20 protein-coding genes are annotated in these 25,605 nt (G+C 65.6%); 9 read left to right on the plus strand and 11 right to left on the minus strand.

Annotation, left to right across the window (positions count from 1 at the left end):
- Positions 1–17 precede the first annotated feature (17 nt).
- Together A3M7_RS0109010 and A3M7_RS0109015 are read right to left on the minus strand one after the other, a co-directional pair.
- The gene (locus A3M7_RS0109010; RefSeq protein WP_027543620.1) at positions 18–1,814 is read right to left on the minus strand and encodes a tetratricopeptide repeat protein; all 1,797 of its coding nucleotides are present in this window, start codon (positions 1,812–1,814) and stop codon (positions 18–20) included.
- Between the two features lie 298 nt (positions 1,815–2,112).
- Positions 2,113–3,774: an electron transfer flavoprotein-ubiquinone oxidoreductase gene (locus A3M7_RS0109015; RefSeq protein ID WP_027543621.1), complete on the minus strand. Its 1,662-nt coding sequence runs from the start codon at positions 3,772–3,774 to the stop codon at positions 2,113–2,115.
- A 135-nt stretch (positions 3,775–3,909) separates the two neighbouring features.
- On the opposite strand from A3M7_RS0109015, the gene A3M7_RS0109020 reads away from it, so the two are divergent.
- Positions 3,910–4,725: a uracil-DNA glycosylase family protein gene (locus A3M7_RS0109020; RefSeq protein WP_027543622.1), complete on the plus strand. Its 816-nt coding sequence runs from the start codon at positions 3,910–3,912 to the stop codon at positions 4,723–4,725.
- A gap of 125 nt (positions 4,726–4,850) precedes the next feature.
- Here the strand turns inward: A3M7_RS0109020 and A3M7_RS0109025 are convergent, their stop codons facing one another.
- The gene (locus A3M7_RS0109025) at positions 4,851–6,359 is read right to left on the minus strand and encodes a glycosyltransferase family 39 protein (protein WP_027543623.1); all 1,509 of its coding nucleotides are present in this window, start codon (positions 6,357–6,359) and stop codon (positions 4,851–4,853) included.
- Between A3M7_RS0109025 and A3M7_RS48385 the strand changes: the two genes are divergently transcribed.
- Positions 6,358–6,579 (plus strand): hypothetical protein, encoded by a 222-nt coding sequence (locus tag A3M7_RS48385; RefSeq protein ID WP_156936846.1) that lies wholly within the window; start codon positions 6,358–6,360, stop codon positions 6,577–6,579. The genes A3M7_RS0109025 and A3M7_RS48385 overlap by 2 nt on opposite strands.
- 26 nt (positions 6,580–6,605) lie before the next feature.
- Here the strand turns inward: A3M7_RS48385 and A3M7_RS0109030 are convergent, their stop codons facing one another.
- The 3 genes from A3M7_RS0109030 to A3M7_RS0109040 all read right to left on the minus strand — a co-directional run bounded on the left by A3M7_RS0109030 (position 6,606) and on the right by A3M7_RS0109040 (position 9,179).
- The gene (locus A3M7_RS0109030; RefSeq protein ID WP_027543624.1) at positions 6,606–7,466 is read right to left on the minus strand and encodes a ribonuclease HII; all 861 of its coding nucleotides are present in this window, start codon (positions 7,464–7,466) and stop codon (positions 6,606–6,608) included.
- 76 nt (positions 7,467–7,542) lie between these two features.
- Positions 7,543–7,992, minus strand: a complete 450-nt coding sequence (locus A3M7_RS0109035; protein ID WP_027543625.1) for a VOC family protein — start codon at positions 7,990–7,992, stop codon at positions 7,543–7,545.
- A 23-nt stretch (positions 7,993–8,015) separates the two neighbouring features.
- Positions 8,016–9,179 carry a PA0069 family radical SAM protein gene (locus A3M7_RS0109040; protein ID WP_027543626.1) on the minus strand — a complete coding sequence of 388 codons (1,164 nt, stop codon included), beginning with the start codon at positions 9,177–9,179 and terminating at the stop codon, positions 8,016–8,018.
- 212 nt (positions 9,180–9,391) lie between these two features.
- Between A3M7_RS0109040 and A3M7_RS0109045 the strand changes: the two genes are divergently transcribed.
- Both A3M7_RS0109045 and A3M7_RS0109050 read left to right on the plus strand, forming a co-directional pair.
- Entirely contained in the window at positions 9,392–11,779 is a 2,388-nt protein-coding gene (locus A3M7_RS0109045) for a phosphoketolase (RefSeq protein WP_049823306.1), read from the plus strand.
- 4 nt (positions 11,780–11,783) lie between these two features.
- Positions 11,784–12,977, plus strand: coding sequence for an acetate/propionate family kinase (locus tag A3M7_RS0109050; protein WP_027543628.1), 1,194 nt, complete (start codon positions 11,784–11,786; stop codon positions 12,975–12,977).
- Between the two features lie 245 nt (positions 12,978–13,222).
- On the opposite strand, the gene A3M7_RS0109055 is transcribed toward A3M7_RS0109050, so the two are convergent.
- Positions 13,223–14,062 (minus strand): RMD1 family protein, encoded by an 840-nt coding sequence (locus A3M7_RS0109055; protein ID WP_027543629.1) that lies wholly within the window; start codon positions 14,060–14,062, stop codon positions 13,223–13,225.
- A gap of 284 nt (positions 14,063–14,346) precedes the next feature.
- On the opposite strand from A3M7_RS0109055, the gene A3M7_RS0109060 reads away from it, so the two are divergent.
- Both A3M7_RS0109060 and A3M7_RS0109065 read left to right on the plus strand, forming a co-directional pair.
- On the plus strand, positions 14,347–14,922 hold the full coding sequence (locus tag A3M7_RS0109060) for a glycosyl transferase (RefSeq protein WP_027543630.1): 576 nt from the start codon (positions 14,347–14,349) through the stop codon (positions 14,920–14,922).
- Between the two features lie 62 nt (positions 14,923–14,984).
- Positions 14,985–15,914: a helix-turn-helix domain-containing GNAT family N-acetyltransferase gene (locus A3M7_RS0109065; RefSeq protein WP_027543631.1), complete on the plus strand. Its 930-nt coding sequence runs from the start codon at positions 14,985–14,987 to the stop codon at positions 15,912–15,914.
- A 263-nt stretch (positions 15,915–16,177) separates the two neighbouring features.
- Here A3M7_RS0109065 and moaB read toward each other — a convergent pair whose 3' ends face one another.
- Together moaB and A3M7_RS0109075 are read right to left on the minus strand one after the other, a co-directional pair.
- Positions 16,178–16,741 carry a molybdenum cofactor biosynthesis protein B gene (gene moaB, locus A3M7_RS0109070; protein ID WP_027543632.1) on the minus strand — a complete coding sequence of 188 codons (564 nt, stop codon included), beginning with the start codon at positions 16,739–16,741 and terminating at the stop codon, positions 16,178–16,180.
- Positions 16,742–16,939: 198 nt separating this feature from the next.
- The gene (locus A3M7_RS0109075) at positions 16,940–17,887 is read right to left on the minus strand and encodes a neutral zinc metallopeptidase (protein ID WP_027543633.1); all 948 of its coding nucleotides are present in this window, start codon (positions 17,885–17,887) and stop codon (positions 16,940–16,942) included.
- 414 nt (positions 17,888–18,301) lie between these two features.
- Here A3M7_RS0109075 and A3M7_RS0109080 point away from each other — a divergent pair, with 414 nt between their 5' ends.
- The 3 genes from A3M7_RS0109080 to A3M7_RS0109090 all read left to right on the plus strand — a co-directional run bounded on the left by A3M7_RS0109080 (position 18,302) and on the right by A3M7_RS0109090 (position 20,769).
- Positions 18,302–19,432, plus strand: a complete 1,131-nt coding sequence (locus A3M7_RS0109080; protein WP_027543634.1) for a site-specific DNA-methyltransferase — start codon at positions 18,302–18,304, stop codon at positions 19,430–19,432.
- A 191-nt stretch (positions 19,433–19,623) separates the two neighbouring features.
- Positions 19,624–19,950 carry a hypothetical protein gene (locus A3M7_RS0109085; RefSeq protein WP_027543635.1) on the plus strand — a complete coding sequence of 109 codons (327 nt, stop codon included), beginning with the start codon at positions 19,624–19,626 and terminating at the stop codon, positions 19,948–19,950.
- 132 nt (positions 19,951–20,082) lie between these two features.
- Positions 20,083–20,769, plus strand: a complete 687-nt coding sequence (locus tag A3M7_RS0109090; RefSeq protein WP_027543636.1) for a glutathione S-transferase family protein — start codon at positions 20,083–20,085, stop codon at positions 20,767–20,769.
- Between the two features lie 70 nt (positions 20,770–20,839).
- Here A3M7_RS0109090 and A3M7_RS0109095 read toward each other — a convergent pair whose 3' ends face one another.
- Both A3M7_RS0109095 and A3M7_RS0109100 read right to left on the minus strand, forming a co-directional pair.
- A complete protein-coding gene (locus A3M7_RS0109095; protein WP_027543637.1) occupies positions 20,840–22,849 on the minus strand; it encodes a methyl-accepting chemotaxis protein in 2,010 nt (669 codons plus the stop codon).
- A 427-nt stretch (positions 22,850–23,276) separates the two neighbouring features.
- Complete coding sequence (locus A3M7_RS0109100; protein ID WP_027543638.1) at positions 23,277–25,286, minus strand: methyl-accepting chemotaxis protein; 2,010 nt, start codon at positions 25,284–25,286, stop codon at positions 23,277–23,279.
- Positions 25,287–25,605: the final 319 nt, after the last annotated feature.

Below are 25,605 nucleotides of genomic sequence, written 5' to 3' on the forward strand. Positions count from 1 at the left end.
CCCCAACTTCACTCAGCTTAGCCGCCCTTGCCGTCGTCCTTCTTCTTCTCCGCCTGCGCGGCCGAAGAGTTCGAATTGTCGTCGGTCAGGCCGTTGGCGATCTTGGCCTCGATCTTCGGAAGCTCATCCGGCTCGGGCTTGAGATCGCGGGCGTGCGACCACTGGAATTTGGCTTCCAGCGTGCGGCCGACGCGCCAATAGGCATCGCCAAGGTGATCGTTGATGGTGGGATCCTCGGGCTTGAGGTCGATCGCGCGCTCGAGGTTCTTCACCGCCTCTTCGTAGTTGCCGATGCGGTAGTAAGCCCAGCCAAGCGAGTCGACGATGTAGCCGTCGTCGGGACGCTGCTCGACGGCGCGCTTGATCATCTTCATGCCTTCGTCGAGATTCACGCCCTGGTCGATCCAGGAATAGCCGAGATAGTTGAGGACATGCGGCTGGTCGGGCTGCAGCTCGAGCGCCTTCTTCATGTCGGCCTCGGCCTTGCCCCACTGCTTGGAGCGCTCCTCGCAGATGCCGCGATAATAGTACCAGACGCTGTTGGCCTTGTCGTTGCCGGCGGGCAGCACGTCGACGCCCTGCGAATACGTCGCGCCGCAGTCGCCGAACTTCTTGCGGCCGCGCTCGATGTTGCCGAGCGCCATGATGGCTTCGAGATCCTTGGAATCCTCAGTGGTGACGCCCTTGAGGATCTTGATCGCCTCGTCGGTGCGGTCCGCGGAATCCAGATCGATGGCGAGCTGGATCTGCGCGTTGCGCTTCAGCGGCGAGGTCGACGGCACGCGCTCATAGACCTTGATCGCCATCTGCGGCCGCTTCACCGATTCATAGAGATCGGCGAGCGAGAGCAGCGCCAGCGGATGGGTCGGCTGGAGGTAGAGCGAGAGCTGGAGATAGACCAGTGCCAGATCCTCGCCGCCGCGGCGGGTCAGCGTCGCGCCGATGCCGTAGAGCGCCTCGGCAGCGCCGGCCTGCGCGGAATCGACCAGCGGCGGCAGCTTCTTGCCGGCCTTGGTGTCGCGCAGGCCTTCCACGATCAGCGGATGGCGGGCGAGCTTCTTGTCGAAGGCCTGGTAGACGGTGGTCGCGGCGGCGGAATCCTTGTTGCGCGACAGCCAGCGCGCATAGGCCTCGGTGACGCGCAGCATGGAATCGTCGAGCTTGTAGGCGCGCTCGAAGCGCGTGCCGGCGTCCTTCTCCTTGCCGGCGAGCTCGAGGATCATGCCGGCGTGGAGATCTTTGAACAGCGGATACCATTCCGGGCCGGCCAGCTTGTCGATGGTGGCGACAGCACCCTTGGAATCGCCGGCGCCATAAGCCGCCCAGCCCGACAGCAGCGTGGCGACGAGATCGGTGATGGGGCCGCGGATCGACTGGTTGATGTTGGTCTGCGCGGTCGCGTACTTCTTCAGCTTCAGATCATGCACACCGACGACGAGGCGCGCGACGCGGTTGGTCTTGTCGATGGTGAGGATGCGCTCGGCGAGCTTGACCGCCTCGTCGATGTCGCCGTCGGCGACCGAGGAGATGAAGGCCCGGTCGAGCAGCTCGTTGTTCTTCGGATCGGTGCGGAGCGCCGAGCGGTAGAAGGCGGCGGCCGAGGCCGCGTCGCGCTCGACGCTGGCGTGGCGGGCGGCGAGATAGCTGCCGGAGGTCGTGAGCGACTTCAGATCGTTCCGGGTCGGAAACTGCGCCGCCGTATCGGACGGATGATCCGGCGTCTGCGCCAGGACCCTGCCGGGGACCGTCGCGATCGCTGTGCCCATGAGGGCGATGGCGGCAACAGTCCAGCGGTTGAAACGAATTGAAAACATCAGGGCTCGCCTTGAGTTGGTAGTGCCTGGGTTTGCAGCAGAAAGCCGTCTCGCATGCAAACGCGGCCGGTGGCATCGTGACCCGGAACCGTCGGGTCGGACAATGCCGCTTTTGGCGGTTTACCGCAAGGATTCGGACCGGGCGATCGCCTCCGAACGCCCCAAATCGGACAAGAGCGCCCCAAGACGCCGCCACTATGGCCTTATCGTGGCCGCGACAGGTGGCCGCGGCCCGGTTCTCACGCGAACGTGCGGCAGATCACCCTTTGTGACCAGGTCCGCACCGATTGGGCCGCTGTTACATCGCCTCGTAGTTCGGGCCGCCGCCGCCCTCCGGCGGAACCCAGGTGATGTTGCCGTTGGGGTCCTTCACGTCGCAGGTTTTGCAGTGGACGCAGTTCTGGGCGTTGATCTGGAAGCGCGGGCCCGCGCCCTCCTCGACCCATTCGTAGACGCCGGCGGGGCAATAGCGATTCGAGGGACCGGCGAACACGTCGTGCTCGGAGGTCTTCTGGAGGTTCATGTCGGCAACCCTGAGATGGACCGGCTGGTCCTCCTCGTGATTGGTATTGGACAGGAATACCGACGACAGCTTGTCGAACGAGATCTTGCCGTCCGGCTTGGGGTAGTTCTTCGGCGCGTGGCTCTTGGCCGGATCGAGCGTCGCGCGATCGGGCTTGGAATGCGACTGGGTGCCGAACAGCGATGCGCCGAACAGCGTGTTGCACCACATGTCGAAGCCGCCGAGCGCGACGCCGAGCACGGTGCCGAACTTCGACCACAGCGGCTTGACGTTGCGGACCAGGAACAGGTCCTTGCCCACGGAGGAGGAACGCCACGCGTTCTCGTACTCGACGATCTCGTCATTGGCGCGATCGGCCGCAAGCGCCGCTGCGACGTGCTCAGCGGCCAGCATGCCGGTGCCCATCGCATTGTGCACGCCCTTGATACGCGGGACGTTGACGAAGCCGGCCGCGCAGCCGATCAGCGCGCCGCCGGGGAAGCTCAGTTTCGGCACCGACTGGTAGCCGCCCTCGGTGATGGCGCGCGCGCCATAAGCGAGCCGCTTGCCGCCTTCGAAGGTGCCGCGGATCGACGGATGGGTCTTGAAGCGCTGGAACTCGTCGAACGGCGACAGATAGGGATCGTCGTAGTTCAGATGCACGACGAAGCCGACGGCGACGAGATTGTCGTCGTAGTGATAGAGGAACGAGCCACCGCCGGTCTTCAGGTCGAGCGGCCAGCCGAACGAATGCTGGATCATGCCCTTCTGGTGCTTGGCGGGATCGATCTGCCAGACTTCCTTCAGGCCGATGCCGAACTTCGCCGGCTCGCTCTTGGCGTCGAGCGCGAACTTCGCGATCAGCTGCTTGGTCAGGCTGCCGCGGGCGCCTTCGGCAAACAACGTGTACTTGCCAAGCAATTCCATGCCACGGGTAAAGGAGTCCTTTGGCTTGCCGTCGCGGCCGATGCCCATGTCGCCGGTGGCGATGCCCCTGACCCTGCCCTCTTCGTCATAGAGCACCTCGGCCGCGGCGAAGCCCGGATAGATCTCGACGCCGAGCGCCTCGGCCTTGCGCGCCAGCCAGCGGCAGACATTGCCGAGCGAGCCGATGTAGCAGTGATGGTTGTCCATCAGCGGCGGCATCATGAAGTTCGGCAGCTTGATCGCACCGCCGGCCGTCATCCAATAGAAGCGGTCGTCCTTGACCTGCGTCTTCAGCGGGCAGTCGGAATCCTCGCGCCAGTCGGGAACGAGCTTGTCGAGCCCGGCCGGGTCGATCACGGCGCCGGAGAGAATATGCGCGCCGACCTCGGAGCCCTTCTCCACCACGACGACGTTGAGATCGGCGTTGAGCTGCTTCAGCCGGATCGCGGCCGACAGGCCCGAGGGGCCGGCGCCGACGATGACGACGTCGAATTCCATGGATTCGCGCGGGGGAAGTTCTTCGGTGCTCATCTGATCTCAGCCCTTGAGACGGTCCTCGGTCGTTTGCGCCCTCTTGTTTCCGATTTTTCCGGGTAGGACAACCACGGAAATGCGTTCCGGTGGGATGCAAGGCGCCCCGAACTGATATAAAAGTCTGACTTTCCAATGATCCCCGAACCCGCCCCCACCGTCCGAGAGCTTCTCGCCTTCTATCTGGAGGCCGGTGTCGACTGCGCGCTCGCGGACGAGCCGATAGACCGCCTGGCGGAAATGGACGCCCCGCCTCCGGTCCCGCGCGCAGCAGCGCCGGTCGAGGCGCCGCGGCCGGCCGCTGCGCCCACGGTGATCCGCGGCGAGGCCGCACCCGCCCCCGACGTCGCGATCGCCTCGGCACGCGAGGCTGCGCGCACCGCGCCGACACTGGAGGCCTTGCGTGAGTTGATGCAGGGCTTCGAGGGCTGTGCGCTGAAGCACACCGCAACAAGGCTCGTGTTCGCCGACGGCAATCCGCAGGCGCGCATCATGTTCGTCGGTGAGGCGCCGGGCCGCGACGAGGACATCGAGGGACTGCCCTTCGTCGGGCGCAGCGGCAAGCTGCTCGATCTGATGATAGGGGCCATAGGCCTCAACCGCACCACGGCCTACATCGCCAACGTGATTCCGTGGCGCCCGCCCGGCAACCGCACGCCGACGCCGCAGGAGACGCAAGTGTGCCTGCCCTTCATCCAGCGCCAGATCGAGCTGGTGAACCCCGACGTGCTGGTGACGCTCGGCAATCCCTCGACGCAGACGCTGCTCGGAACGCGCGAGGGCATCATGCGCACCCGCGGGCGCTGGTTCGATTACGAGACCGGTGCGCGCACCATCCGCGCGCTGCCGACGTTTCATCCGGCCTATCTGCTCCGCTCGCCGTCCTACAAGCGGCTGGCCTGGCAGGATCTGCGGGCGATCGCGAAGGTGCTGGGGCAAGGCACGGTGTAGCTACACACACCGTCATTCCGGGGCGCGGCAAGGCCGCGAACCCGGAATCCATTCATCCACCAACTCTGCCGCTCGATGGATTCCGGGCTCTCGCTTCGCGAGCCCCGGAATGACGGCGTCTGTCGCTACGTCCCCTTCGGCCGCACGATGGCCCAGCCGATCCGCAGCAGCTGCTGGCGGCCGGTCACCAGCCATTCGAAGGCGCGCGGCACTTCCGGCACGATGCCGGGAAAGCGTTTGAGGATGTCCGGCGGGGGCGTTCCGGCGGTGTCGGAGGCGCGCCAGACCACGACGCCGCCGGTCTCGCTGAACTTGGCCTGATTGATCCACGGCGTGCGCGCGGGCTCGGCATCGATGAACAGATGCGGGCGGCCGGAATGCAGCGCGATCAGGCTCGCAAGCTGGGTCTCGCCGGCAACCGCGCGCAGGCGATGGTTGGTGCGGCGGGCAAAGCTGTCGTCGAAGAAGTCCGAGATCGCGCGCGCCGGCATCGAGGTCGCGATCTCGTTGGCGCCGGTCCAGGGCAGGAACAGCACGGCGAGCACGACGCCGGCGGCGGGCGCCACGACGGCGGCAGCCCACACCATCCGCAGCATCCGCGCGCGGCGCATCGCGATGAGGTCGCCGGCTACCACGACCACGGCGAGCCCCGACATGACCAGCACGACGCCGGCGCCGCCGACGACGGCATCGAGCCCGAGCAGGCCGGAGATCAGGACCGCGCCGAGCGCAGGCGCCAACGCGAAGAAATAGACGAAGTTGCATGCGAGCGGCTCGACCGGCGGACGGTAGATGATCGGCGCCTCCTCGCCCTTGGCGACGAACAGGCCGCTATTGAGAAAGGTCAGCGCCGGGATCGCCGCGGCCCCGAGCACGAGCCCGCCGAGCAGCCAGGCCGCATGCAGCGCGCGGGCGTTCAGCTCGGCGACCTCAGGCAGGGTCGGCAGGACAAGCGTCTCGGCGCGCATCAGCCAGACCGCATAGGGCAGCGCCAGCACGGCGACGACGATCAGCGCGAACAGCGGATCGAGCGCGCGCAGCGTGCGGCGGCCGCCGGCAGTCGCGACCGCGAAGACGACGAGCAGCAGGAGCAGAAAGATCGCCGCGGGCGTCGTCAGCAGCAAGAGGCCCGCCTCGATCGACCAGGCGAACCAGGCGTTGCCGCGGCGCTGGCCGATGATCTGCCAGGAATGCAGCAGCAGCAGTGCCCATAGCGGCCGCGCCAGCACCAGCGGGCCGAAATCGAGCGCGGGCGAGGAGAAGGCCAGCACCGTCATCGTCAGCAGCACGGCGAGCACGGCCTGCTGTGAGCCGACCACGGCGCGGGAGAGATGATAGAGCGCGATGAAGGTCGCGACCTCGCAGAGCTGGGCGAGGACATAGACGCCGAACATATGGCCGCCGGCGGCGCGATAGGCGATGTCGGCGAGCCAGACCGGCAGCGGCGGGCCGAGATCGGTGCCGACCTGGTATTCCCTGCCGAAGGCCAAGAGGGTCGCAAGGCTGCCGGGCGGGCTGCGATAGAACACCAGCGCCACGAACAGCCACATCGCGGCCTGGAGCAGCACGGCGATCCACACGATCAGCCGCGGCCGGGCGCGAATGAGCTCGATGACCAGGGAGGTAAACCGCATGCAACGCCTGAAAGATGCAGCCAACCCGTCCAGCCGGCCCTATTCGCTCACGAGTGTTTTGATAAAGGGCGCTGCGCGTCGTGGCAACGACCGTCTGCTCGTCATGCCCGGGCTTGTCCCGGGCATCCACGTTCTTTCGTACCGCGGCAAAGGCGTGGATGGCCGGGTCATAGGCGAGCGGAAGCGACGCCGTCCTTCGGACGGCTATGCCCGGCCATGACGATGTGGAGGTTGCGGGACTAGACCCTAGAGATTCGCCGACGCGTCGATCTCGACGCTCGCTTCCACCTGCGCTCCAACCTCGGTCGCCGAAAACAAGTCCTGCACCGGCTCCACCGTCCAGGGCATGTGCTTGGCGCGGGCGGCGGCGACGGGGGCGAAGAAGCTGCGGTGGTGGACGGTCGGGCCGAGGCGGTTCAGCGCGTCGAGATGCTCGGGGACGGCGTAGCCCTTGTGCTGCTCGAAGCCGTAGCCCGGGCAGTCCTGCGCCAGCGCGCACATCAGCCGGTCGCGCGTCACCTTGGCGACAATGGACGCCGCCGCGATCGACAGCACGATGCCGTCGCCGCCGATCACGGCCTCGCAGTCGCACGCCGTATCGAGCCGGTCGCGGCCGTCGACGAAGACGTGGCGGGGCGCCTCGGGCAGCGCCACGACGGCACGCTTCAGCGCCCACAGCGAGGCGCGCAGGATGTTGTCGCGATCGATCCGAGCGGGCGAGGCGACCGCGACCGAGACCTGCGCTGTGGCGCAGATCTTGTCGAACAGCTTCTCGCGCTGCTCCGCCGTCAGGCGCTTGGAATCGTCGATGCCGCGCGGAATGCGGTCGGGGTCGAGAATCACTGCGGCCGCCACCACGGGACCTGCGAGCGGCCCGCGGCCAGCCTCGTCGCAGCCCGCGACCGGCCAGATGCCGCGCTTGATCAGCGCGCGCTCGCGGCGGAAGCTCGGCGGCGCGACGGCGATGACGCCTTTCGGGCCCGCGCTCTTGCCTATCGACGGCTTGGCTGCCGAGGCCTTTCCAGCCTTTGCAGATGCTGCCTTGTTCGCAGCGTCCTTCCTGGGCGCAGCTTTGGCCGACGTCTTGGCGGACTTGTCCCGAATCATGGTCGGGATCGTGCGCAAGCGGCCTGCCCAGCGCAACCGGGAACCCCTCGCAATTCCCGTTATTCAGGTGAGCGACCTACTCGGCCAGATGCACCCGCCGGTCCTCGCCGACCTCGATGCCGGGCGCAACCACGACTTCCCAGGGATGGCCGTCGGGGTCGGCGAAATAGACGGAATAACCGCCGTAGTCGGTCTCATGTGCAGCCTTCAGCAGCCTTGCTCCCTTGCTGACGGCGAAAGCCAGCACCGCATCGACCTCCTCACGCGTAGCACAGTTCCAGGCGAGCGTGACGCCGCGGAAGGTCGTCGGCCTCGGCTCATCAGGCAAGGCCGCGTCGGCCGCGAGCTGGTCCCAGTGAAACAGGGCAAGCACCGGACCGCCGGTATCGTAGAAGGCAACGGCCTCGCCGGTCGCCTTCAGCCGGCGCGAAAAGCCGAGGGCATCATAAAAGGCGATGCTGGCACGGATGTCGCTCACGCCGAGCGTGATGACGGTGAGCCGCGGCACCGGGGGCGGCAGTTCCATGTTACGCCTCTTCCGCTTCCCGATCAGAACAGGCTGAGCTGATCGCCGTTCCGCTTCGGCCGCGCAAAGTGATCCATCGTCAGTCTTGCGCGACGCTTGTTGAGCCCGAGCCGTTCGCAGGCGATCTCGAAGCGGCGGCCGATGGTCCAGGCCATCGGGCCGGTGCCCTTCATGCGCTCGCCCCATTTCGCGTCGTAGTCGCGCCCGCCGCGCATGTCGCGGATCAGCGTGAAGACGTGGCGATAGCGGTCCGGATAGTTCGCCATCAGCCATTCGCGGAAGAGATCGCGCACCTCCAGCGGCAGCCGCAGCAGCACGTAGGAGGCTTCCTTGACGCCGGCATGGGCGGCCGCATCGAGAATACGCTCGATCTCGGAATCGTTCAGCGCGGGGATCACGGGCGCGACCATCACGGTGGTGGGAATGCCGGCGTCGGAGAGCTGCTTCAGCGCCTCCAGCCGCTTCGGCGGCGTCGAGGCGCGCGGCTCCATGGTGCGCGCCAGCTTCGGATCGAGCGAGGTCACCGAGATCGCGACCTTGGCGAGGTTGCGCTTGGCCATGCGCGAGAGAATGTCGATGTCACGCACCACCAGCGCCGATTTGGTGACGATGCCGACGGGATGACCGGCGCGCTCCAGCACCTCCAGGATGCCGCGCATGATTTTGCGCTCGCGCTCGATCGGCTGGTAGGGATCGGTGTTGGTGCCGATCGCGATCATCCGCGGCTCATAGCCTGCTGCTGCGAGCTCCTTCTCGAGCAGCGCCGGGGCCTCCGGTTTGATGAACAGTTTTGTCTCGAAGTCGAGCCCCGGCGACAGGCCGAGATAGGCATGGGTCGGCCGCGCGAAGCAGTAGACACAGCCGTGCTCGCAGCCGCGATAGGGATTGATCGAGCGGTCGAAGCCGATATCGGGGGAATCGTTGCGGGTGATCACCTTGCGCGAGGTATCGACCGCGATCGTAGTCTTGAATGGCGGCAGCTCTTCCAGGCTCTGCCAGCCATCGTCGAAGGCGACGCGCGCCTCGGCCTCATAGCGGCCGCTGGCGTTGGATTGCGCGCCCCGCCCTCGCCTGCGCTGCTTTTCGATGGCGACAGCGAGCTCGGGGAAATCAGAAGGCGCACCCGCCGGCTCGGAGGGCGCCGTGACCGGCGGGTGCTTGAGAGCATGAGAGGATGCTGGACTCATGAAGCCAAGATAGCACGCCGAAAGAACAAATCAAGAACAAGAACTAAAAACGTGAAAACAACCCCCCATGCACAGTAGAAGCGCCCAAACTTCGGGCGCCTGCCTTTGACCTCACGCAACACCGCCCTGACCACGATCTCGTTTGATGCCGCCAAGGATCGATCGCGCTGGAACTCAGTTGGTGACGATCCCGGGTGAAGGTCGGCAGGAACATGACAAATCAACAACAATCGGCCGCCGCGAGCAGCGACCTCGATCTCCTCGATCGCTATTGGCGCGCCGCCAACTACCTCTCCGTCGGGCAGATCTACCTGCTCGACAACCCCCTGCTGCGCGAGCCGTTGCGGCCCGAGCACATCAAGCCGCGTTTGCTCGGCCATTGGGGCACGACGCCCGGTTTGAACTTCATCTATGCCCACCTCAACCGCGTCATCCGCGCGCTTGATATCAACGTGCTCTATGTCTGCGGTCCCGGTCACGGCGGGCCGGGCATGGTCGCCAACACCTATCTCGAGGGCAGCTACAGCGAGATCTATCCTGATATCGCGCGCGATAAGGACGGATTGCGCAAGCTGTTCAGGCAGTTCTCCTTCCCCGGCGGCATTCCGAGCCACGCGGCGCCGGAGACGCCGGGCTCGATCCACGAGGGCGGCGAGCTCGGCTACGCGCTGGTGCATGCCTACGGCGCGGCGCTGGACAATCCCGACCTGATCGTCGCCTGCGTCGTCGGCGACGGCGAGGCCGAGACCGGCCCGCTCGCGGCCTCCTGGCATTCGAACAAGTTCCTGAATCCCGCCCATGACGGCGCGGTGCTGCCGATCCTGCATCTCAACGGCTACAAGATTGCCAACCCGACCGTGCTCGGGCGGATGTCCGACGGCGAGATCCGCGATCTGTTCCACGGGTTCGGCCATGAGCCCTTGTTCGTCGAGGGCGATGATCCCAGATTGATGCACCGGATCATGGCGGACGCGCTCGACGTCGCATTCGCCAGCATCCGCTCGATCCAGCGGCACGCCCGCGACGGGCGCAGAAAGGTCGAGCGGCCCCGCTGGCCGATGATCGTGCTGCGCAGCCCGAAGGGCTGGACCGGACCGAAGGAAGTCGACGGCAAGAAGGTCGAAGGTTTTTGGCGCGCGCATCAGGTGCCGGTCGCAAGCTGCCGCGAGAACCCGGCGCATCTGAAGGTGCTCGAAGACTGGATGCGCAGCTACGAGCCGGAAAAACTGTTCGACGCGAGCGGTGCGCTCATCGCCGAGCTCCAGGCGCTGGCGCCCGAGGGTATCAGGCGCATGGGCGCCAATCCGCATGCCAATGGCGGGGTGCTGAAGAAGGAGCTGAAGCTGCCGGACTATCGCAGCTTTGCCGTCGAAGTGCCGCAGCCCGGTGCCGTCACGGGAGAAGCGACGCGCGAGCTCGGCAAATTCTTGCGCGACGTCATCCGGCTCAATGCGCAAGAGCGCAATTTCCGCATCATGGGTCCGGACGAGACGGCGTCAAACCGTCTCGACGCAGTGTTCGAGGCGACCGAACGGGTCTGGATGGAACCGACCGAACCCTACGACGTGCATCTCGCGCAGGACGGCCGCGTGATGGAGGTGTTGAGCGAGCATCTCTGCCAGGGCTGGCTCGAAGGCTATCTGCTCACCGGACGGCACGGCTTCTTCTCCTGCTACGAGGCCTTCATCCACATCGTGGATTCCATGTTCAACCAGCACGCCAAATGGCTGAAGGTGACGCGGCACCTGCCGTGGCGCCGTCCGATCGCCTCGCTCAATTATCTGCTGACCTCGCATGTCTGGCGCCAGGACCATAACGGCTTCAGCCATCAGGATCCCGGCTTCGTCGATCTCGTCGCCAACAAGAAGGCCGACATCGTCCGCATCTACTTCCCGCCCGATGCCAACACGCTGCTGTGGATCGCCGATCATTGCCTGCGGACGTACAACCGCATCAACGTGATCGTCGCCGGCAAGCAGCCGGCGCCGCAGTGGCTGTCGATGCAGGACGCCGCCACGCATTGCGATGCCGGCATCGGCATCTGGACCTGGGCGGGCACGGAAGACGCGGGCGCCGAGCCCGATGTGGTGATGGCCTGTGCCGGCGACGTGCCGACATTGGAGACGCTTGCCGCCGTCGACCTCCTGCGCAAGGCGCTGCCGGATCTGAAGATCCGCGTCGTCAACGTCGTCGACCTGATGACGCTGCAGCCGCAGGATCAGCACCCGCACGGCCTGTCCCATCGCGACTTCGACGGCCTGTTCACGCGCGACAAGCCGGTGATCTTCGCCTATCACGGCTATCCCCATCTGATCCACCGGCTGACCTATAACCGCACCAACCATGCCGGCCTGCATGTGCGCGGCTTCGCCGAGGAAGGCACCACGACGACGCCATTCGACATGGTCGTGCTCAACGAGCTCGACCGCTACCATCTCGCGATCGAGGCGATCGAACGCGTGCCGGGGCTTGCGACCAGGGCCGCGCAGGTGAAGCAGCAGCTCCGCGACAAGCTGATCGAACACTCACGTTACGTGCGCGAGCACGGCGAGGACATGCCCGAGATCCGCGACTGGGTCTGGCCGGGCAAGCCGGGCTGACGCCATGCCGGCGTTCGAGGCGGTTCTCGTCCTCAACTCGGGCTCCTCGAGCATCAAGTTCGGCCTGTTCGAGATCTCGGCGGCCGAGCCTGCGCTGCTCTGCAAGGGCCTGCTCGACGAGCACGAGGCCAAGCCCCGGCTCGTCGTGAAAGGCCCTGCGGGCGAAGATCTGTTCGAGAAGCGGCGGGACGAGACCGATGCCGACGGCGGTCATCTGTTCGCCGACGTGCTCGCCTTCATCGACGACCGGTTCGGACAAGACAGCTTGCGCGCGGCCGGCCACCGCATCGTCCACGGCGGGCCGGATCATTCAGGTCCGGTCGAATTGACCGACGATGTCTACGCAAAGCTGGCGGCGCTGACGCCGCTGGCCCCGCTGCACCAGCCGCGCTGCCTCGCGCCGATCCGCACCCTCTCCGCGATCCGCCCCGCGCTGACACAGATCGCTTGCTTCGACACCGCCTTCCATCACGGACTTGCACCGCCTGCGAGCCGCTTCGCGATTCCGAGGCGCTATGAACAGCAGGGCATTCGGCGCTACGGCTTTCACGGGCTGTCGTTCGAATATGTCGCGGGCCGCCTCGCCGGAATCGCGCCGCAGCTCGTCGCGAGGCGCACCGTCATCGCGCATCTCGGCAATGGCGCAAGCCTCTGCGCACTCCGCAACGGCCGCAGCGTCGACACCACGATGGGACTGACGCCGCTCGACGGCCTCGTGATGGGCACGCGAAGCGGCACGATCGACCCCGGCGTGCTGCTCTATCTGCAACAGCACGAGAGAATGTCCGTCGAGGATGTCCAGCACCTGCTCTATCACGAGTCAGGCCTGCTCGGCGTTTCCGGCCTCTCCGCAGACATGCGCACGCTGCTCGCAAGCCGCGAGGCTGCAGCACGGGAAGCAGTCGACCTCTTCGTCTTCCGTGCGGCGCAGGAGATCGCGATGATGGCGACCACGCTCGGCGGGCTGGACTGCCTGGTCTTCACCGGCGGCATCGGCGAGCATGCGAAGGAGATCCGCAGCGCGATCGGCGAGCGCCTCGCCTGGCTCGGCGTCCGCATCGATGCCGTCGCGAATGATGAGGGACGCGAGCGCATCAGCGGCGGCGAGAGTGCTGTCGACGTGTTCGTCATCCCAACGAATGAGGAACTAGCGATCGCGCGGCATTGCGCGATGGTGCTGCAAGCGATGAAGAGCTAATTTGATTAACACGCGATGTCAGCCAGCCCGTCATTGCGAGCGAAGCGAAGCAATCCAGACTGGTTCTGCGGCGGGATTCTGGATTGCTTCGCTTCGCTCGCAATGACGAAGAATGCGGCGACAGCGCGTGTCACAACGCACGATTCGAGTATGCGGAAGCAGACCCCTCACCCAGTGAGCCCGCGTCGACCAGCGGTGCTGCCCTCTCCCGCAAGGGAGAGGGCACTGCAATGCGCAGCTCGCTCTCAATGCGTCCCCGACCATATCTGGATACACCCGATCGCGACTTCGATCAGGATCAGCACCACCACGGCGATCTCGAGGCGCAGCGAGCGCTGGGTGTCGATGATGTCGGTCAGCGCATTGGCGGTCTCGGATACGGCGGTGAGCTTGCGCTCGAGCGTGTCCAGACGCTCCTTCAATTCGTACTCGTCTTCGAGGCGGGCATAGAGGCGGTCGAGCTCGGGCTTCTCCCAGAGCACGTCGGGCTTCTCGGCAACGGCGACGCGGCCGGCAACGCGCTGCTGCACCAGCAGCGCGTTGCCGATCAGTTGCAGAATGGCCCTGCGCCGGCGCGGCGTGCGGCCGCGCTCGGCGAGCTCGCGCGCGAACGGCTCGATGACGTCGAACACCGCCGCGACACGCCGTTCGTCGCGTGCCAGCGACGTGCTCTTGGCGAGCGCGTCGGCGACCAGAAGCAGCCGGTCGTCGGAGAATTTGGCGAGGCAGATCGGCCCGCCCGGCTGGATCGCCTCGGCGTTCTCGTCGTTGCAGAGCTGCGCCTGCGCGGTCTCCTCCTCATAGGGGCTGAACTCGCCGATCACACGCGGCTTCAGACCGTCGATCAGCACCTTCTCCTCCGAAGGCAAAAGGCCGATCAGCACCACGACACCGTAGCGGAAGATCACGGCAAGGCCGGCATGGACGCGGAAGGCGGCCGGCGTCGACGACACCAGCGCGCCGAGCTCGAGGCCCGAGGCATTGATGCGGTCGCCCAGCATCAGCGCCCGGATCCGCAAGGTCGGCGCGGCGGCCGGCCTGGGAGATGTTGACGGCGCGCTAACGGCGAGTTGATCGGCGGTCATGCGAAGCTCTCTCCAGCACCGTGGATTGCCTGCTTTTCCCGTTCCGGGGCGTCGTCTCGCTCCGGATTAATACGGTCAAGGCGAAATTGCGCCGAAATATTCGGCAATATTGCCACCTCGCGCGGAACATCTTTGGATGCGATGGCGCTGTCAGTTTAGCTCTGGCAGTTTACCATCGAACAGCGAAGCCCCGCCGAAAAGTTGCACTCGGCATTGCCGCGTGTTTATGACAACATCATAACAAGTTACGCTTCTCCCGAAGTGCGGACATCGAAGCCTCAATCATGCTGAGCGTCATCATTCCGACCGAGGGCGTCGAGCAGACGGCGGTCGCAACTCTGGCCGCGCTGGTCCCCGGTGCCGCCGCGGGCATCATCCGCGAAGTGCTCCTGGTCGACGGCACCCGCAACGGCGTCATCGAGCGCGTGGCCGACGTCGCCGGCTGCCGTTTCATCGGCTACGAGGGATCCTCGCAGGGCGCGGCGCTCGCCGCCGGCGCGCTCCAGGCCCGCTCGCCCTGGCTGATGTTCCTGCCCGCTGGCGCCGTGCTGGAAACCGGCTGGATCGAAGAGACCACCCAGTTCATCCAGGCCGTCGCGAGCAGCGGCCGGGACCGGGCGGCCGTGTTCCGCTATGCCCGCTCACCCTACACCGATACCGGATTCCGCGACGTGCTCCGCGCCGTGGCCCGCAAGCTGGTCGGCCCGCTCGGCGATCAGGGACTCTTGATCGCGCGCGACCACTACGACCGGATCGGCGGCTACCCGCCCCAGGCCCGCCGCTCCGAGGCGCGGCTGCTGCGGCGGCTCGGCCGCTCGTCCCGGACCATGCTGCGCAGCCGGATCGTCATGGTCGGCTAACGTCGCCAAATACTTGCCAAAGTCAAATAATTATTTGACAATGGCAAGTATCGAGGTGACCCATGCCATTTGACGGTACAGACGACCACATCGCGGCGGTCCGCGCCTTCAACCGCTTCTATACCCGCGAGCTCGGCGTGCTCGACCAGCACCTTGGACAAAGCCCGTTTTCCCTCAGCGAGGCCCGGGTGCTCTATGAACTCGCGCACCGCGACGATCTGGCGGCGAAAGAGATCGGAATCGAGCTTGGTCTCGACCCCGGCTATCTCAGCCGCATCGTCCAGAGCTTCGACGAAAAGGGGCTGATCACGCGAAGGCCCCTGCCCGCAGATCGCAGGCAATACCAGCTCAGCCTCACCGCCAAGGGCCGCCAGACCTTCGCCAAGCTGAACCTGAGCTCGCAAAATGAGGTCGCCGCGATGCTGGCTCGGCTTTCAGCCGGCGATGCAACGCGGCTCACGCAGGCCATGGCGACCATCGAGGCTGTGCTGGATCCACGTCGAAGCCAGCCTGCGGCTTTCATGCTGCGCAGCCATCGCGTCGGCGACATGGGCTGGGTCATCTCCAGGCAAGCCGCCGCCTATGCCGCGGACTACAACTGGGACATCAGCTACGAGGCGCTGGTCGCCGAGATCTGCGCGCAGTTCATCAAGAACTATGACGCCGCACGCGAACATTGCTGGATCGCGGAAGCCGGTGGAGAGCCGATCGGCTCGATCTTTCTGGTCAAGGCCACGGACGAGATCGCCAAGCTTCGCCTGTTGCAGGTGGAGAAGAAAGCGCGGGGGCTCGGTGTCGGCCGCGCGCTGGTCGAGCAGTGCATCCAGGGCGCACGCGAGAGGGGTTACAGCAAGATGACGCTGTGGACGCAGAGCATCCTGCTCGCCGCGCGCGGCATCTATCAAAATGCAGGCTTCAAGCTCGTGAAGGAAGAGAAGCACCACAGCTTCGGGGTAGATCTGGTGGGCGAGACCTGGGAGCGGGATCTCTGATTTCGCTGCGGGCGCGATGCGCATGATTGTGCCCTCTCCCCTCGCGGGAGAGGGCTGCGACGCCGGTAGACGCGGGCTCAGTTGGGTGAGGGGTTGTCTCAACGAGCACTGGTGTCCGCGGATAAATACCCCTCATCCGGCGCCATAGCCGAAGCTTTGCTTCGGCGTTCTTGAAAACGGCGGCCGAGGCCGCCTACGCCACCTTCTCCCGCATCCGCCTTCGCCAAGGCTTCGGCGGACATGAGGGGAGAAGAAAGATAAAGCTACGCCGTCGCGCCCTGCGCCTTCGGCCGGCGCAGATGCTCGTCGAGGCGCGGCATGATCTCGACGAAATTGCAGGGGCGCGTGCGGTAGTCGAGCTGGGCGGCGAGAATGCCGTCCCAGCCGTCGCGGCAGGCGCCGGGCGAACCCGGCAGGCAGAAGATGTAGGTCGCGCCGGCAACGCCCGCGGTGGCGCGGCTCTGGATCGTCGAGGTACCGATCTTGGCGTGGCTCAGCAGGTGGAATGCGATCGAGAAGCCGTCCATGCGCTTCTCGAACAAGGGCTCGATCGCCTCCGGCGTGACGTCGCGCCCGGTGAAGCCGGTGCCGCCGGTGGTGATGACGACGTCGACGCCGGCATCCGCAATCCAGCGGCGGATGACGGCGCGGATCGCCTCGACGTCGTCGGTGACGATCTCGCGCGCCGCAAGATGATGGCCCGCGCCGATGAGGCGGTCGGCGAGCGTCTGGCCGGACTTGTCGTCGGCGAGCGCGCGCGTGTCGGAGACGGTCAGCACCGCGATGTTCAGCGGAATGAACTGTTTTGCTTCGTCGATGGAGGCCACGACTTCACTCCTGTTTCCCCAGCCACCGCCGTCATCCTGAGGTGCGCGCCTCGAAGGATGGACCGGGGGCACGTCATCCTTCGAGGCTCGCCAAGAGGCGAGCACCTCAGGATGACGCCACTACTACTGCATTCCCGGTTGCGCAATTGCGCATCATAGTTCGCGCTGCGCTACGTCCGAGGCACGAAGTCCAGTGTACTACGACCCGCCGCCGAACGTGTTGCAGGCCTGCACCGTGCCCTGCTGGTAGCCGGTCATGAACCATTGCTTGCGCTGCGCGGCCGAGCCATGGGTGAAGGAATCGGGCACGACGCGTCCCGTGGCCTGGCGCTGCAGGGTGTCGTCGCCGATCGCGCTGGCCGTGGTCAGCGCCGCGTCGATATCGCCAGCTTCGAGGAAGTTCGGGCGCTTCTTCGCCTCGCGGTTGACCCAGACGCCGGACAGGCAGTCCGCCTGCAACTCCACCTTCACCTGGAGCGCGTTGGCCTCGGCCTTGCTGCCGGCCTGCTGCTGAAGCCGCGTCACGCGCGGAATGATGCCGAGCAGGTTCTGGATGTGGTGGCCGGCTTCATGCGCGATGATGTAGGCGGTGGTGAAATTGCACGCCGACTTGCCGGAGCAGCCGCGGAAGCGCGTCTCGACCTCGCGGAAGAAGCCGGTGTCGAGGAAGATGGTGCGATCCGGCGGACAGTAGAACGGTCCCATCGCCGACTGCGCCATGCCGCAGCGACCGCCATTGGTGGCGTTGCGGAACAGCACGATCTTCGGACCGGTGTAGGACTGGCCGCTGGCCTGGAAGATCTCGCTCCAGCGGTCGTCGATCTCGCCGAGGATGCCGGAGATCATGCTGCCCATCTCGTCGGTGGGCGCGCCGCGCTTGGCCGAGGCCGAAGACGACTGGCGATCAGTCTGATAGCTCGGCGCCTGGCCGCCGCCGGTGAGGATCTCGGCGCCGCCGATCAGGATGCGCGGATCGATGCCGAAGGCATAGCCGATCAGGCCGAGCACGATGATGGTGCCGATGCCGAGCCCGCCGCCGCCCATGGGCAGGCCGAACCCGCCGCCTCCGCCGCCGCCAAGCCCGCCGCCGCCTTCGTCGCGACGATCCTCGATGTCGTCGCTGCGGCGGAAATCATCGTAGCGCATGGCGGGCTTCCCTCAAGTCCTTGATGGCGTCAATTGGGGCGCAAATGCGCCAAAGCTCAACGCGCCACATACGTAAAATTTCCGTTGCATTAATCAATATCCCGCTCGGCAATTATTGCCTAGTGCGACAGCGTGCCGATGCCAGCAATTTTTTCCGAGGGGCGTGCATTTTTTTCCGAGAGAAATTTGGAGTCGTTTTGCAGCTCCGACCGCTCCCGCAACGCGAAGAAGCGCGAAATACACTGTAAAACCCGGCGAATGCGAACAGCGAACCACGCACGACGCGCGATGCGAGGCCTGCACACGAAAGCGGCGGATTAAGTCGATTTTTACTTTGCGCCTTCAATGTAACGGCCAGTCGGTTGTTTGGTCCCGCGTCGCCGACAGCGTCGCCTGAGTCAGAGTTCTTGAGTCATGGTAGTGTCGCGTCGCGGGGCGTCTGCAAGGGCGCCCCGCACAAATTTTGAGTCTTCGTCGCATCGCATCATCCTCGGTGATTGCGTCGCCGAGATGTCGAAGCTTCAGGCTGGTTCGGTCGATCTGGTGTTCGCAGATCCGCCGTACAACCTCCAGCTCAAGGGCGATCTCAAGCGCCCCGACGAATCCCATGTCGATGCCGTCAACGACGACTGGGACAAGTTCGATTCATTCTCCGCCTATGACGATTTCACCCGCGCCTGGCTGCTTGCCGCCCGCCGCGCGATGAAGCCGTCGGCGACGATCTGGGTGATCGGCTCCTATCACAACATCTTCCGCGTCGGCGCGATCATGCAGGACCTCGGCTTCTGGCTCCTGAACGACATCGTCTGGCGCAAGACCAACCCGATGCCGAATTTCCGCGGCCGCCGCTTCACCAACGCGCACGAGACCATGATCTGGGCCGCGCGCGACGAGAAGGCCAAGGGCTACACGTTCAACTACGAAGCGCTGAAGGCCGCGAACGAGGACGTGCAGGCGCGTTCCGACTGGCTGATCCCGCTCTGCACCGGCGAGGAGCGCCTCAAGGGCGCCGACGGCAAGAAAGTGCACCCGACGCAGAAGCCGGAAGGCCTGCTCGCGCGCGTGCTGCTGTCGTCGTCGAAGCCCGGCGACCTCGTGATCGACCCCTTCAACGGCACCGGCACCACCGGCGCCGTCGCCAAGCGCCTCGGCCGCTCCTATATCGGCTTCGAGCGCGACAAGGCCTACGCCAAGGCCGCCGAGGCCCGCATCGCCGCGGTCGAGCCGCTGCCTGAGGAAAGCCTCGCCCCGTTCATGACCGCGCGCGAGGCGCCGCGGGTCGCGTTCTCCGAACTGATCGAGCGCGGCATGATCATGCCCGGCACGAAGCTGTTCGACGCCAAGAAGAAGCTCGGCGCACTGGTTCGCGCCGACGGCGCCATCATGCTGGGCGACAAGGTCGGCTCGATCCACCGCATCGGCGCCGTGGCGCAGGGCGCGCAGGCTTGCAACGGCTGGACCTTCTGGCACGTCGAGACCAAGAAGGGTCTCAAGCTGATCGACGAGCTCCGCGCCGAAATCCGCGCCGGCATGGCGGCGGAATAAGATCCTCTCCGTCGTCATTCCGGGGCTCGCGAAGCGAGAACCCGGAATCCATCGGGCTACAGCGTCGGTGGATGAATGGATTCCGGGTTCGCGCCCAGTGGCGCGCCCCGGAATGACGGCGGCAGTGGTTGAAAGCCGCCGCCGCCAGGACTAGATTCGTCCGATCAGCCCCGTCCTGACCGGTGGGCCCCATGCGACGACAGTCCGAGACCTTGCTGCTGGTGCCGCTGCTGCCGATCTTCCTGGTCGGCATGTTTCCGATGTTCCTGATCGCGCTGCTGGGCTTTTTCGGCCTCGCCCTGTTCGGCGTGCTCGTGATCTGCGTCGGGCTCGCCAGCAGCAACGAGGCGCACGACAATTTCAATCACGACGTCATCGTGCATGGCTATTCGCGGGGATCGGAGCGATCGGCGCGGGCCTCCGACATGCATCTTGCCGCGCGGCTCGGGCTGCGGCTGGAAGCCGTCGGCGCCGGGATGATTATTACGGCGGCGATCGGCCTTTGTTACGCCGGCTGATCTGCGCGGCGCGCAGGTACCGCCCGGCAAACTCTCCGGTTGCCCTCCCCGACGAGCTTCAGGCAAGAGAGGCCGGCCCCGCGGCAATGATGCTGCGTTCGCTCTCGGCAAGAAACACTGGGAAGATGCTCGATGCTCAAATTCTATTTCAACGGTTCGCCGAACCCGACCAAGGTCGCGCTTTATCTCGAAGAGTCCGGCCTGCCCTTCGAGCCGGTGAAGATCGACACGCGCAAGGGCGAGCAGTTCACGCCGGAATTCCTCAAGATCAATCCGAACGGCAAGGTGCCGGCGATCGACGACGGCGGCACGATCGTGTTCGATTCGAACGCCATCCTGCTCTATCTCGCCGAGAAGACCGGAAAGTTCCTGCCCGCTGCCTCGTTGCGCGGCGAGACACTGTCATGGCTGATGTTCATCGCCACCGGCGTCGGCCCGTATTCGGGCCAGGCCGTGCACTTCAAGCATTTTGCGCCGAAGGACCAGAACCACGACTACGCCAACAACCGCTATCAGTACGAGACCGATCGCCACTACAAGATTCTCGACGGCCACCTCAAAGGCCGCCGCTACATGGTCGGCGACAGCTATTCGATCGTCGACATGGCGCTGTGGGGCTGGGCGCGGATGGTGCCGTTCAAGCTCGGCGACGACGCCTTTGCGCGATACCCGGACGTGAAGCGGCTGGTGGACGAGATCTCGGCGCGCCCCGCGGCCGCGCGCGCGATCGCGCTGAAGGACAAGTTCACCTTCAAGGCCGAGATGGACGACGAGGCGAGAGGCAACATGTTCAAGCACATGACGACCAAGGTCGCCTGATCGCCTTACGCCTTCAACCCAGGTCCACGCGCATGCGCGTGGACCTTTGCGCTTGAAACGTCCGCGCCGATCAGGCGGCGTGGACCGAGGTCAGGAATTTGGCGACCTCCTGCTTCAGCCGGTTGCTGTCTGAAGACAGCGAGCGCGCTGCGGAGAGTACCTGCGAGGAGGCCGAACCGGTCTCGGAAGCACCGCGCTGCACGTCGCCGATATTGGTCGAGACGCGCTGGGTGCCGTGGGCGGCCTGCTGAACGTTGCGGGAGATTTCCTGCGTCGCTGCGCCCTGCTGTTCAACGGCAGCCGCGACCGCCGAGGAGATCTCCGACAGCCGCTCGATGGTGCCGCTGATCTCCCTGATGGCGCCGACGGATTGCTCGGTAGCGGCCTGGATGTTGGAAATCTGCTGGCCGATCTCGCCGGTGGCCTTCGCGGTCTGCTCGGCCAGCGCCTTGACCTCGGAGGCGACCACGGCAAAGCCGCGGCCCGCTTCGCCGGCGCGCGCCGCCTCGATGGTTGCATTCAGCGCCAGCAGATTGGTCTGGCCGGCGATGGTGCTGATCAGTTCGACCACGTCGCCGATGCGCGCCGCGGCTTTGGAGAGCTCGCCAACCCGGTCGTTGGTCTTGCTCGCCTGCCCCACCGCCTCGCTGGCGATGCGGGCGGATTCCTGCACCTGGCGGGCGATCTCGCCGACAGAGGAGGAGAGTTCTTCGGTCGCGGACGCAACCGCCTGCACGTTGGCCGAGGCCTCTTGAGAGGCGCTGGCGACCTCAGTGGAGAGGTCCTGGGCCCGCGAGGCGGTCGTGGTCAGCGTGCCGGCCGAGGCCTCCAACTCGTTCGACGCCGACGACACGGTATCGACGATCTCGCCGACCGCCTGCTCGAACTGGTTGGCCAGATTTCTCATGTCGGCCTTGCGGCTCTCCGCCTGCCGCGCCTCGACCTCGACCTGCTCGTGGCGCAGGCGCTCGGTCTCGACCATGCTTTCCTTGAACACCTGGATCGCCTTGGCCATGTCGCCGATCTCGTCGTGATTGCCGCGGCCCGGGATCTCGATCTTGAGATCGCCACCGGCGAGAGCTCCCATCGCCCGGGTCATCGTGGTCAGCGGTCCGACGATGCTGCGCGCGATCAGGAAGGCGACGAGGCCGCCGAACAGGATCGCAAGGCCACCGGCGACTTCCTGAATCCAGGTCGTATTGGCAATGACGCCATCGGCGGCCGCACGCGACTTCTGGTAGTCGGCCTTCAATCCGGTCTCCGCCACCTTGAGCTTGTCGACGCTTTCGCCGATCAGGGGGGCGATATCGTTGCGGTAGATTTCATCGGCCTGGAGGATTGCGGCGGAGGTCGTCTCGAAGGCCGCCTTGTAGGTCGAAAGCGAGCTCTTGATCGGCCCGAACGCGGCCTTGACCTCGTTCGGCAGACCGGCCCCCTCCAGTGACTTGAGCGCTTGCTGCGCCCGGTCGACATTGGTCCTGAAGGTCGCCGGCCCCTTTGCGTCCCGGACAGCGAGGAAGCGCCAGTTTGCGACACGAACCAGCAGGATCTTGGATTCGAGATCGGCGACCGGCGCGGTCACGCTGGTATCGCCGGTTTCACGCGCGGCCTCGACGAGCTTGCCGGTATTGGCGGTCAGCTCATCGCCGCCGGTGAGCAGAACAGCCTTGCCTTTCGCCGTCTCGTTGACGGCAGCGCCCATGCGCTCCCGCAGCGACTTCATCTTTTCGACGTCACCGATCAGGCCATTGTAGATCTTGAGCCGCTCCTCGGAGACGGTCGACTTGGCCGCGTCCTTCAACAGCTCCACCGTCGCACCCTCCCGCTCCGCAGCCTCCTTGAAGGCCGGCTCGTTGGCGTCATAGATGTAGCGAAGATTGGCGCGCCGCAGCGCCTGCAGGTTGATCGAGATCTCCTGAACGCGGGCCGTGTTGTCCGAGAGTGCGGATAGCCGCGCCATTTGGCCCTGGACCGCCCACAAATTCCAGATCGCGACCGCGGCCATGATCAGACCAACGACAACGAGAACCGAAAATCCGGCGTAGAGACGCCCCCGAATTCTGAAACGCAAGCTCGGCATCTTCACCGTCCATCCATAGCAAGAGAGATGGAGTAACCGAACGACTCCCCGACGTCGCAGCGGCCCCCCGCCCAGCCGCAATCACCTCTCGGAGATTCGCGCTGCACGGCGACACCATGAAGAATACTTCTTAATTCAATGCTGCATTTGCCCCACGTGGACTACGGAGGATCGCACGAAAGATATCGTGGCGATTGCAGGCCCTGCCAGTCCTGCAATCATCTGAACACGAAAGTTGCAATCGAACTTGTCCGCGCGGCTTGCGCCAGGATGAGGTGCGAGTCGCATGCCCGGCAACGTCGTATCGACGAATTTATACGGGCACCAAGCAGCTGCCGGCGCGATCGGGCTGAAGGATCCACCCGCGCCACCATCGCAGGTCCACGCGCATGCGCGTGGACCTTTGCTTTTGAGACGCCCGCGCCGGTCAGGCGGCGTGGACCGAGTTCAGGAATTTGGCGACCTCCTGCTTCAGCCGGTTGCTGTCTGAAGACAGCGAGCGCGCCGCGGAGAGCACTTGCGAGGAGGCCGAACCGGTTTCGGAAGCGCCGCGCTGCACGTCGCCGATATTGGTCGAGACCCGCTGGGTGCCGTGGGCCGCCTGCTGGACGTTGCGGGAGATTTCCTGCGTCGCCGCGCCCTGCTGCTCAACGGCAGCCGCGACCGCCGAGGAGATCTCCGACAGCCGCTCGATGGTGCCGCTGATTTCCCTGATGGCGCCGACGGATTGCTCGGTGGCGGCCTGGATGTTGGAGATCTGCTGGCCGATCTCGCCGGTGGCCTTCGCGGTCTGCTCGGCCAGCGCCTTGACCTCGGAGGCAACCACGGCAAAGCCGCGCCCCGCTTCGCCCGCGCGCGCCGCCTCGATGGTGGCGTTCAGCGCCAGCAGATTGGTCTGGCCGGCGATGGTGCTGATCAGCTCGACCACGTCGCCGATGCGGGCGGCGGCCTTGGAGAGCTCGCCGACCCGGTCGTTGGTCCTGCTCGCCTGCCCCACCGCCTCGCTGGCAATCCGCGCCGATTCCTGCACCTGGCGGGCAATCTCGCCGACAGAGGAGGAGAGTTCTTCGGTCGCGGATGCAACCGCCTGCACGTTGGCCGAGGCCTCTTGAGAGGCGCTGGCGACCTCGGTGGAGAGGTCCTGGGCCCGCGAGGCGGTCGTGGTCAGCGTGCCGGCCGAGGCCTCCAACTCGTTCGACGCCGACGACACGGTGTCGACGATCTCGCCGACCGCCTGCTCGAACTGGTCGGCGAGCCGGACCATGTCTTTCTTGCGGCTCGCCGCCTGCCGCGCCTCGACCTCGACCTGCTCGTGGCGCAGGCGCTCGGTGTCGACCATGTTGTTCTTGAACACCTCGATCGCCTTGGCCATGTCGCCGATCTCGTCGGCCTTGCCGCGGCTGGGAATCTCGACCTCGAGATTGCCGCCGGCGAGCAGCCCCATCGCGCGCGTCATCGAGGTCAGAGGACCCACGATGCTGCGGGCGATCAGGAAGGCGACGATCAATCCGAACAGGACGGCGAGGCCGCCCGCGACGGCCTGCACCGAGGTCGTTCCCTCGATCACGGCTTCGGCGGTGGTGCGCGAGTCCTTGTAATCCTTCTTCAGGGCGGTTTCCGCAACCTTGAGCTTGCCGATGCTCTCGACGACGAGCGGCGCGAGGTTCTTGTGGTAGATCTCGTCGGCCTGGAGCATCGCGGCCGACGTCGTCTCGAACGCCGATTTGTAGATTCCGAGCGAGGTCTTCACCGGCGCGAGCGTGGTGCGCAATTCGGTCGCCTGCGGGCTCTTTTCCAGCGCCGTGAGCCGCTGCATGGCCCTGTCCACATTCGTCCTGAAGTTGGCGGGCCCCTTGGTGTCGCGCAGGGCAAGGAAACGCCAGTTTGCGATTTGGACGAGAAGGAGCCTGGATTCGAGGTCCGCAACGAGGGCCGCGGTGTCTTCGTCAACGGCCGCGCGCGCCGCATCGACCAGCTTGCCCATCTTGACGGTCAGCTCGTCGCCGCTCGGCAGCAGCGTCGCCTTGCCCGTTCTCGCCTCGTTGACGGCGTCACCGAGATTGTCACGCAGGCTTCGCATCCTGGCGATGTCGGCGATCAGATCGTTGTAGAGCTTGCGCCGCTCCTCGGAGGCCGTCCCCTTGGCCCCGACCTGCAACAGCTCGGTCGCCGCGGTTTCCCGTTCCGAAGCTTCCTTCATCGCAGGTTCGCTGGCGTCGTAGATGTAGCGCAGATTGGCCCGCTGGATCGCCTGGAGATGGGTCGAGATCTCCAGAACCCGCGCCGTGCTGTCCGAGAACGCCGAGAGTTTTGCGACCTGATCCTGCACGGCCCGCAAGTTCCAGACGGCGACCACCGCCATCACCAGACCGACCGCCACCAAGGCCATGAAGCCTGCGTACAGGCGTCCCCTGATCCGCAAACGAAATTTCGGCATTCCCACTGTCCACCCAGATGCATGTGAATTCGAGCGGCCGAACGTCCGGCGATCGTCACCGGCCACCCTGGCAGCCGCGAGTCGCTTCTCGGCGACCTACGCTGCACCGCGACACAATGGAGGACACTCGTTAATTGAACCTTCTGATTCTTCGCGCCTGCGCGCACAGGCCCGCACAAAACCTGCTGATTTTGTCGGCAGTTGCGCAAGGTTTTGGCGCAAGGCCCGCAGGCGCATGCAGATCGCTGCATGCGCCGCCCCGGTGGACGTTCGTCACGCCGCCCCTCCGTCATTTTGCCAAGCGTTCTCGACCGCTTCC

This window comes from Bradyrhizobium sp. WSM2254 (genome assembly GCF_000472645.1).
Lineage (GTDB): Bacteria > Pseudomonadota > Alphaproteobacteria > Rhizobiales > Xanthobacteraceae > Bradyrhizobium > Bradyrhizobium niftali.

Excerpts from the sequence above, each read along its gene's own strand:
- A3M7_RS0109010 (WP_027543620.1), bottom strand. The coding sequence starts at position 1,814 with ATGTTTTCAATTCGTTTCAACCGCTGGACTGTTGCCGCCATCGCCCTC.
- A3M7_RS0109015 (WP_027543621.1), bottom strand. The coding sequence starts at position 3,774 with ATGAGCACCGAAGAACTTCCCCCGCGCGAATCCATGGAATTCGACGTC.
- A3M7_RS0109020 (WP_027543622.1), top strand. The coding sequence starts at position 3,910 with ATGATCCCCGAACCCGCCCCCACCGTCCGAGAGCTTCTCGCCTTCTAT.
- A3M7_RS48385 (WP_156936846.1), top strand. The coding sequence starts at position 6,358 with ATGCAACGCCTGAAAGATGCAGCCAACCCGTCCAGCCGGCCCTATTCG.
- A3M7_RS0109025 (WP_027543623.1), bottom strand. The coding sequence starts at position 6,359 with ATGCGGTTTACCTCCCTGGTCATCGAGCTCATTCGCGCCCGGCCGCGG.
- A3M7_RS0109030 (WP_027543624.1), bottom strand. The coding sequence starts at position 7,466 with ATGATTCGGGACAAGTCCGCCAAGACGTCGGCCAAAGCTGCGCCCAGG.
- A3M7_RS0109035 (WP_027543625.1), bottom strand. The coding sequence starts at position 7,992 with ATGGAACTGCCGCCCCCGGTGCCGCGGCTCACCGTCATCACGCTCGGC.
- A3M7_RS0109040 (WP_027543626.1), bottom strand. The coding sequence starts at position 9,179 with ATGAGTCCAGCATCCTCTCATGCTCTCAAGCACCCGCCGGTCACGGCG.
- A3M7_RS0109045 (WP_049823306.1), top strand. The coding sequence starts at position 9,392 with ATGACAAATCAACAACAATCGGCCGCCGCGAGCAGCGACCTCGATCTC.
- A3M7_RS0109050 (WP_027543628.1), top strand. The coding sequence starts at position 11,784 with ATGCCGGCGTTCGAGGCGGTTCTCGTCCTCAACTCGGGCTCCTCGAGC.
- A3M7_RS0109055 (WP_027543629.1), bottom strand. The coding sequence starts at position 14,062 with ATGACCGCCGATCAACTCGCCGTTAGCGCGCCGTCAACATCTCCCAGG.
- A3M7_RS0109060 (WP_027543630.1), top strand. The coding sequence starts at position 14,347 with ATGCTGAGCGTCATCATTCCGACCGAGGGCGTCGAGCAGACGGCGGTC.
- A3M7_RS0109065 (WP_027543631.1), top strand. The coding sequence starts at position 14,985 with ATGCCATTTGACGGTACAGACGACCACATCGCGGCGGTCCGCGCCTTC.
- A3M7_RS0109075 (WP_027543633.1), bottom strand. The coding sequence starts at position 17,887 with ATGCGCTACGATGATTTCCGCCGCAGCGACGACATCGAGGATCGTCGC.
- A3M7_RS0109080 (WP_027543634.1), top strand. The coding sequence starts at position 18,302 with ATGGTAGTGTCGCGTCGCGGGGCGTCTGCAAGGGCGCCCCGCACAAAT.
- A3M7_RS0109085 (WP_027543635.1), top strand. The coding sequence starts at position 19,624 with ATGCGACGACAGTCCGAGACCTTGCTGCTGGTGCCGCTGCTGCCGATC.
- A3M7_RS0109090 (WP_027543636.1), top strand. The coding sequence starts at position 20,083 with ATGCTCAAATTCTATTTCAACGGTTCGCCGAACCCGACCAAGGTCGCG.
- A3M7_RS0109095 (WP_027543637.1), bottom strand. The coding sequence starts at position 22,849 with ATGCCGAGCTTGCGTTTCAGAATTCGGGGGCGTCTCTACGCCGGATTT.
- A3M7_RS0109100 (WP_027543638.1), bottom strand. The coding sequence starts at position 25,286 with ATGCCGAAATTTCGTTTGCGGATCAGGGGACGCCTGTACGCAGGCTTC.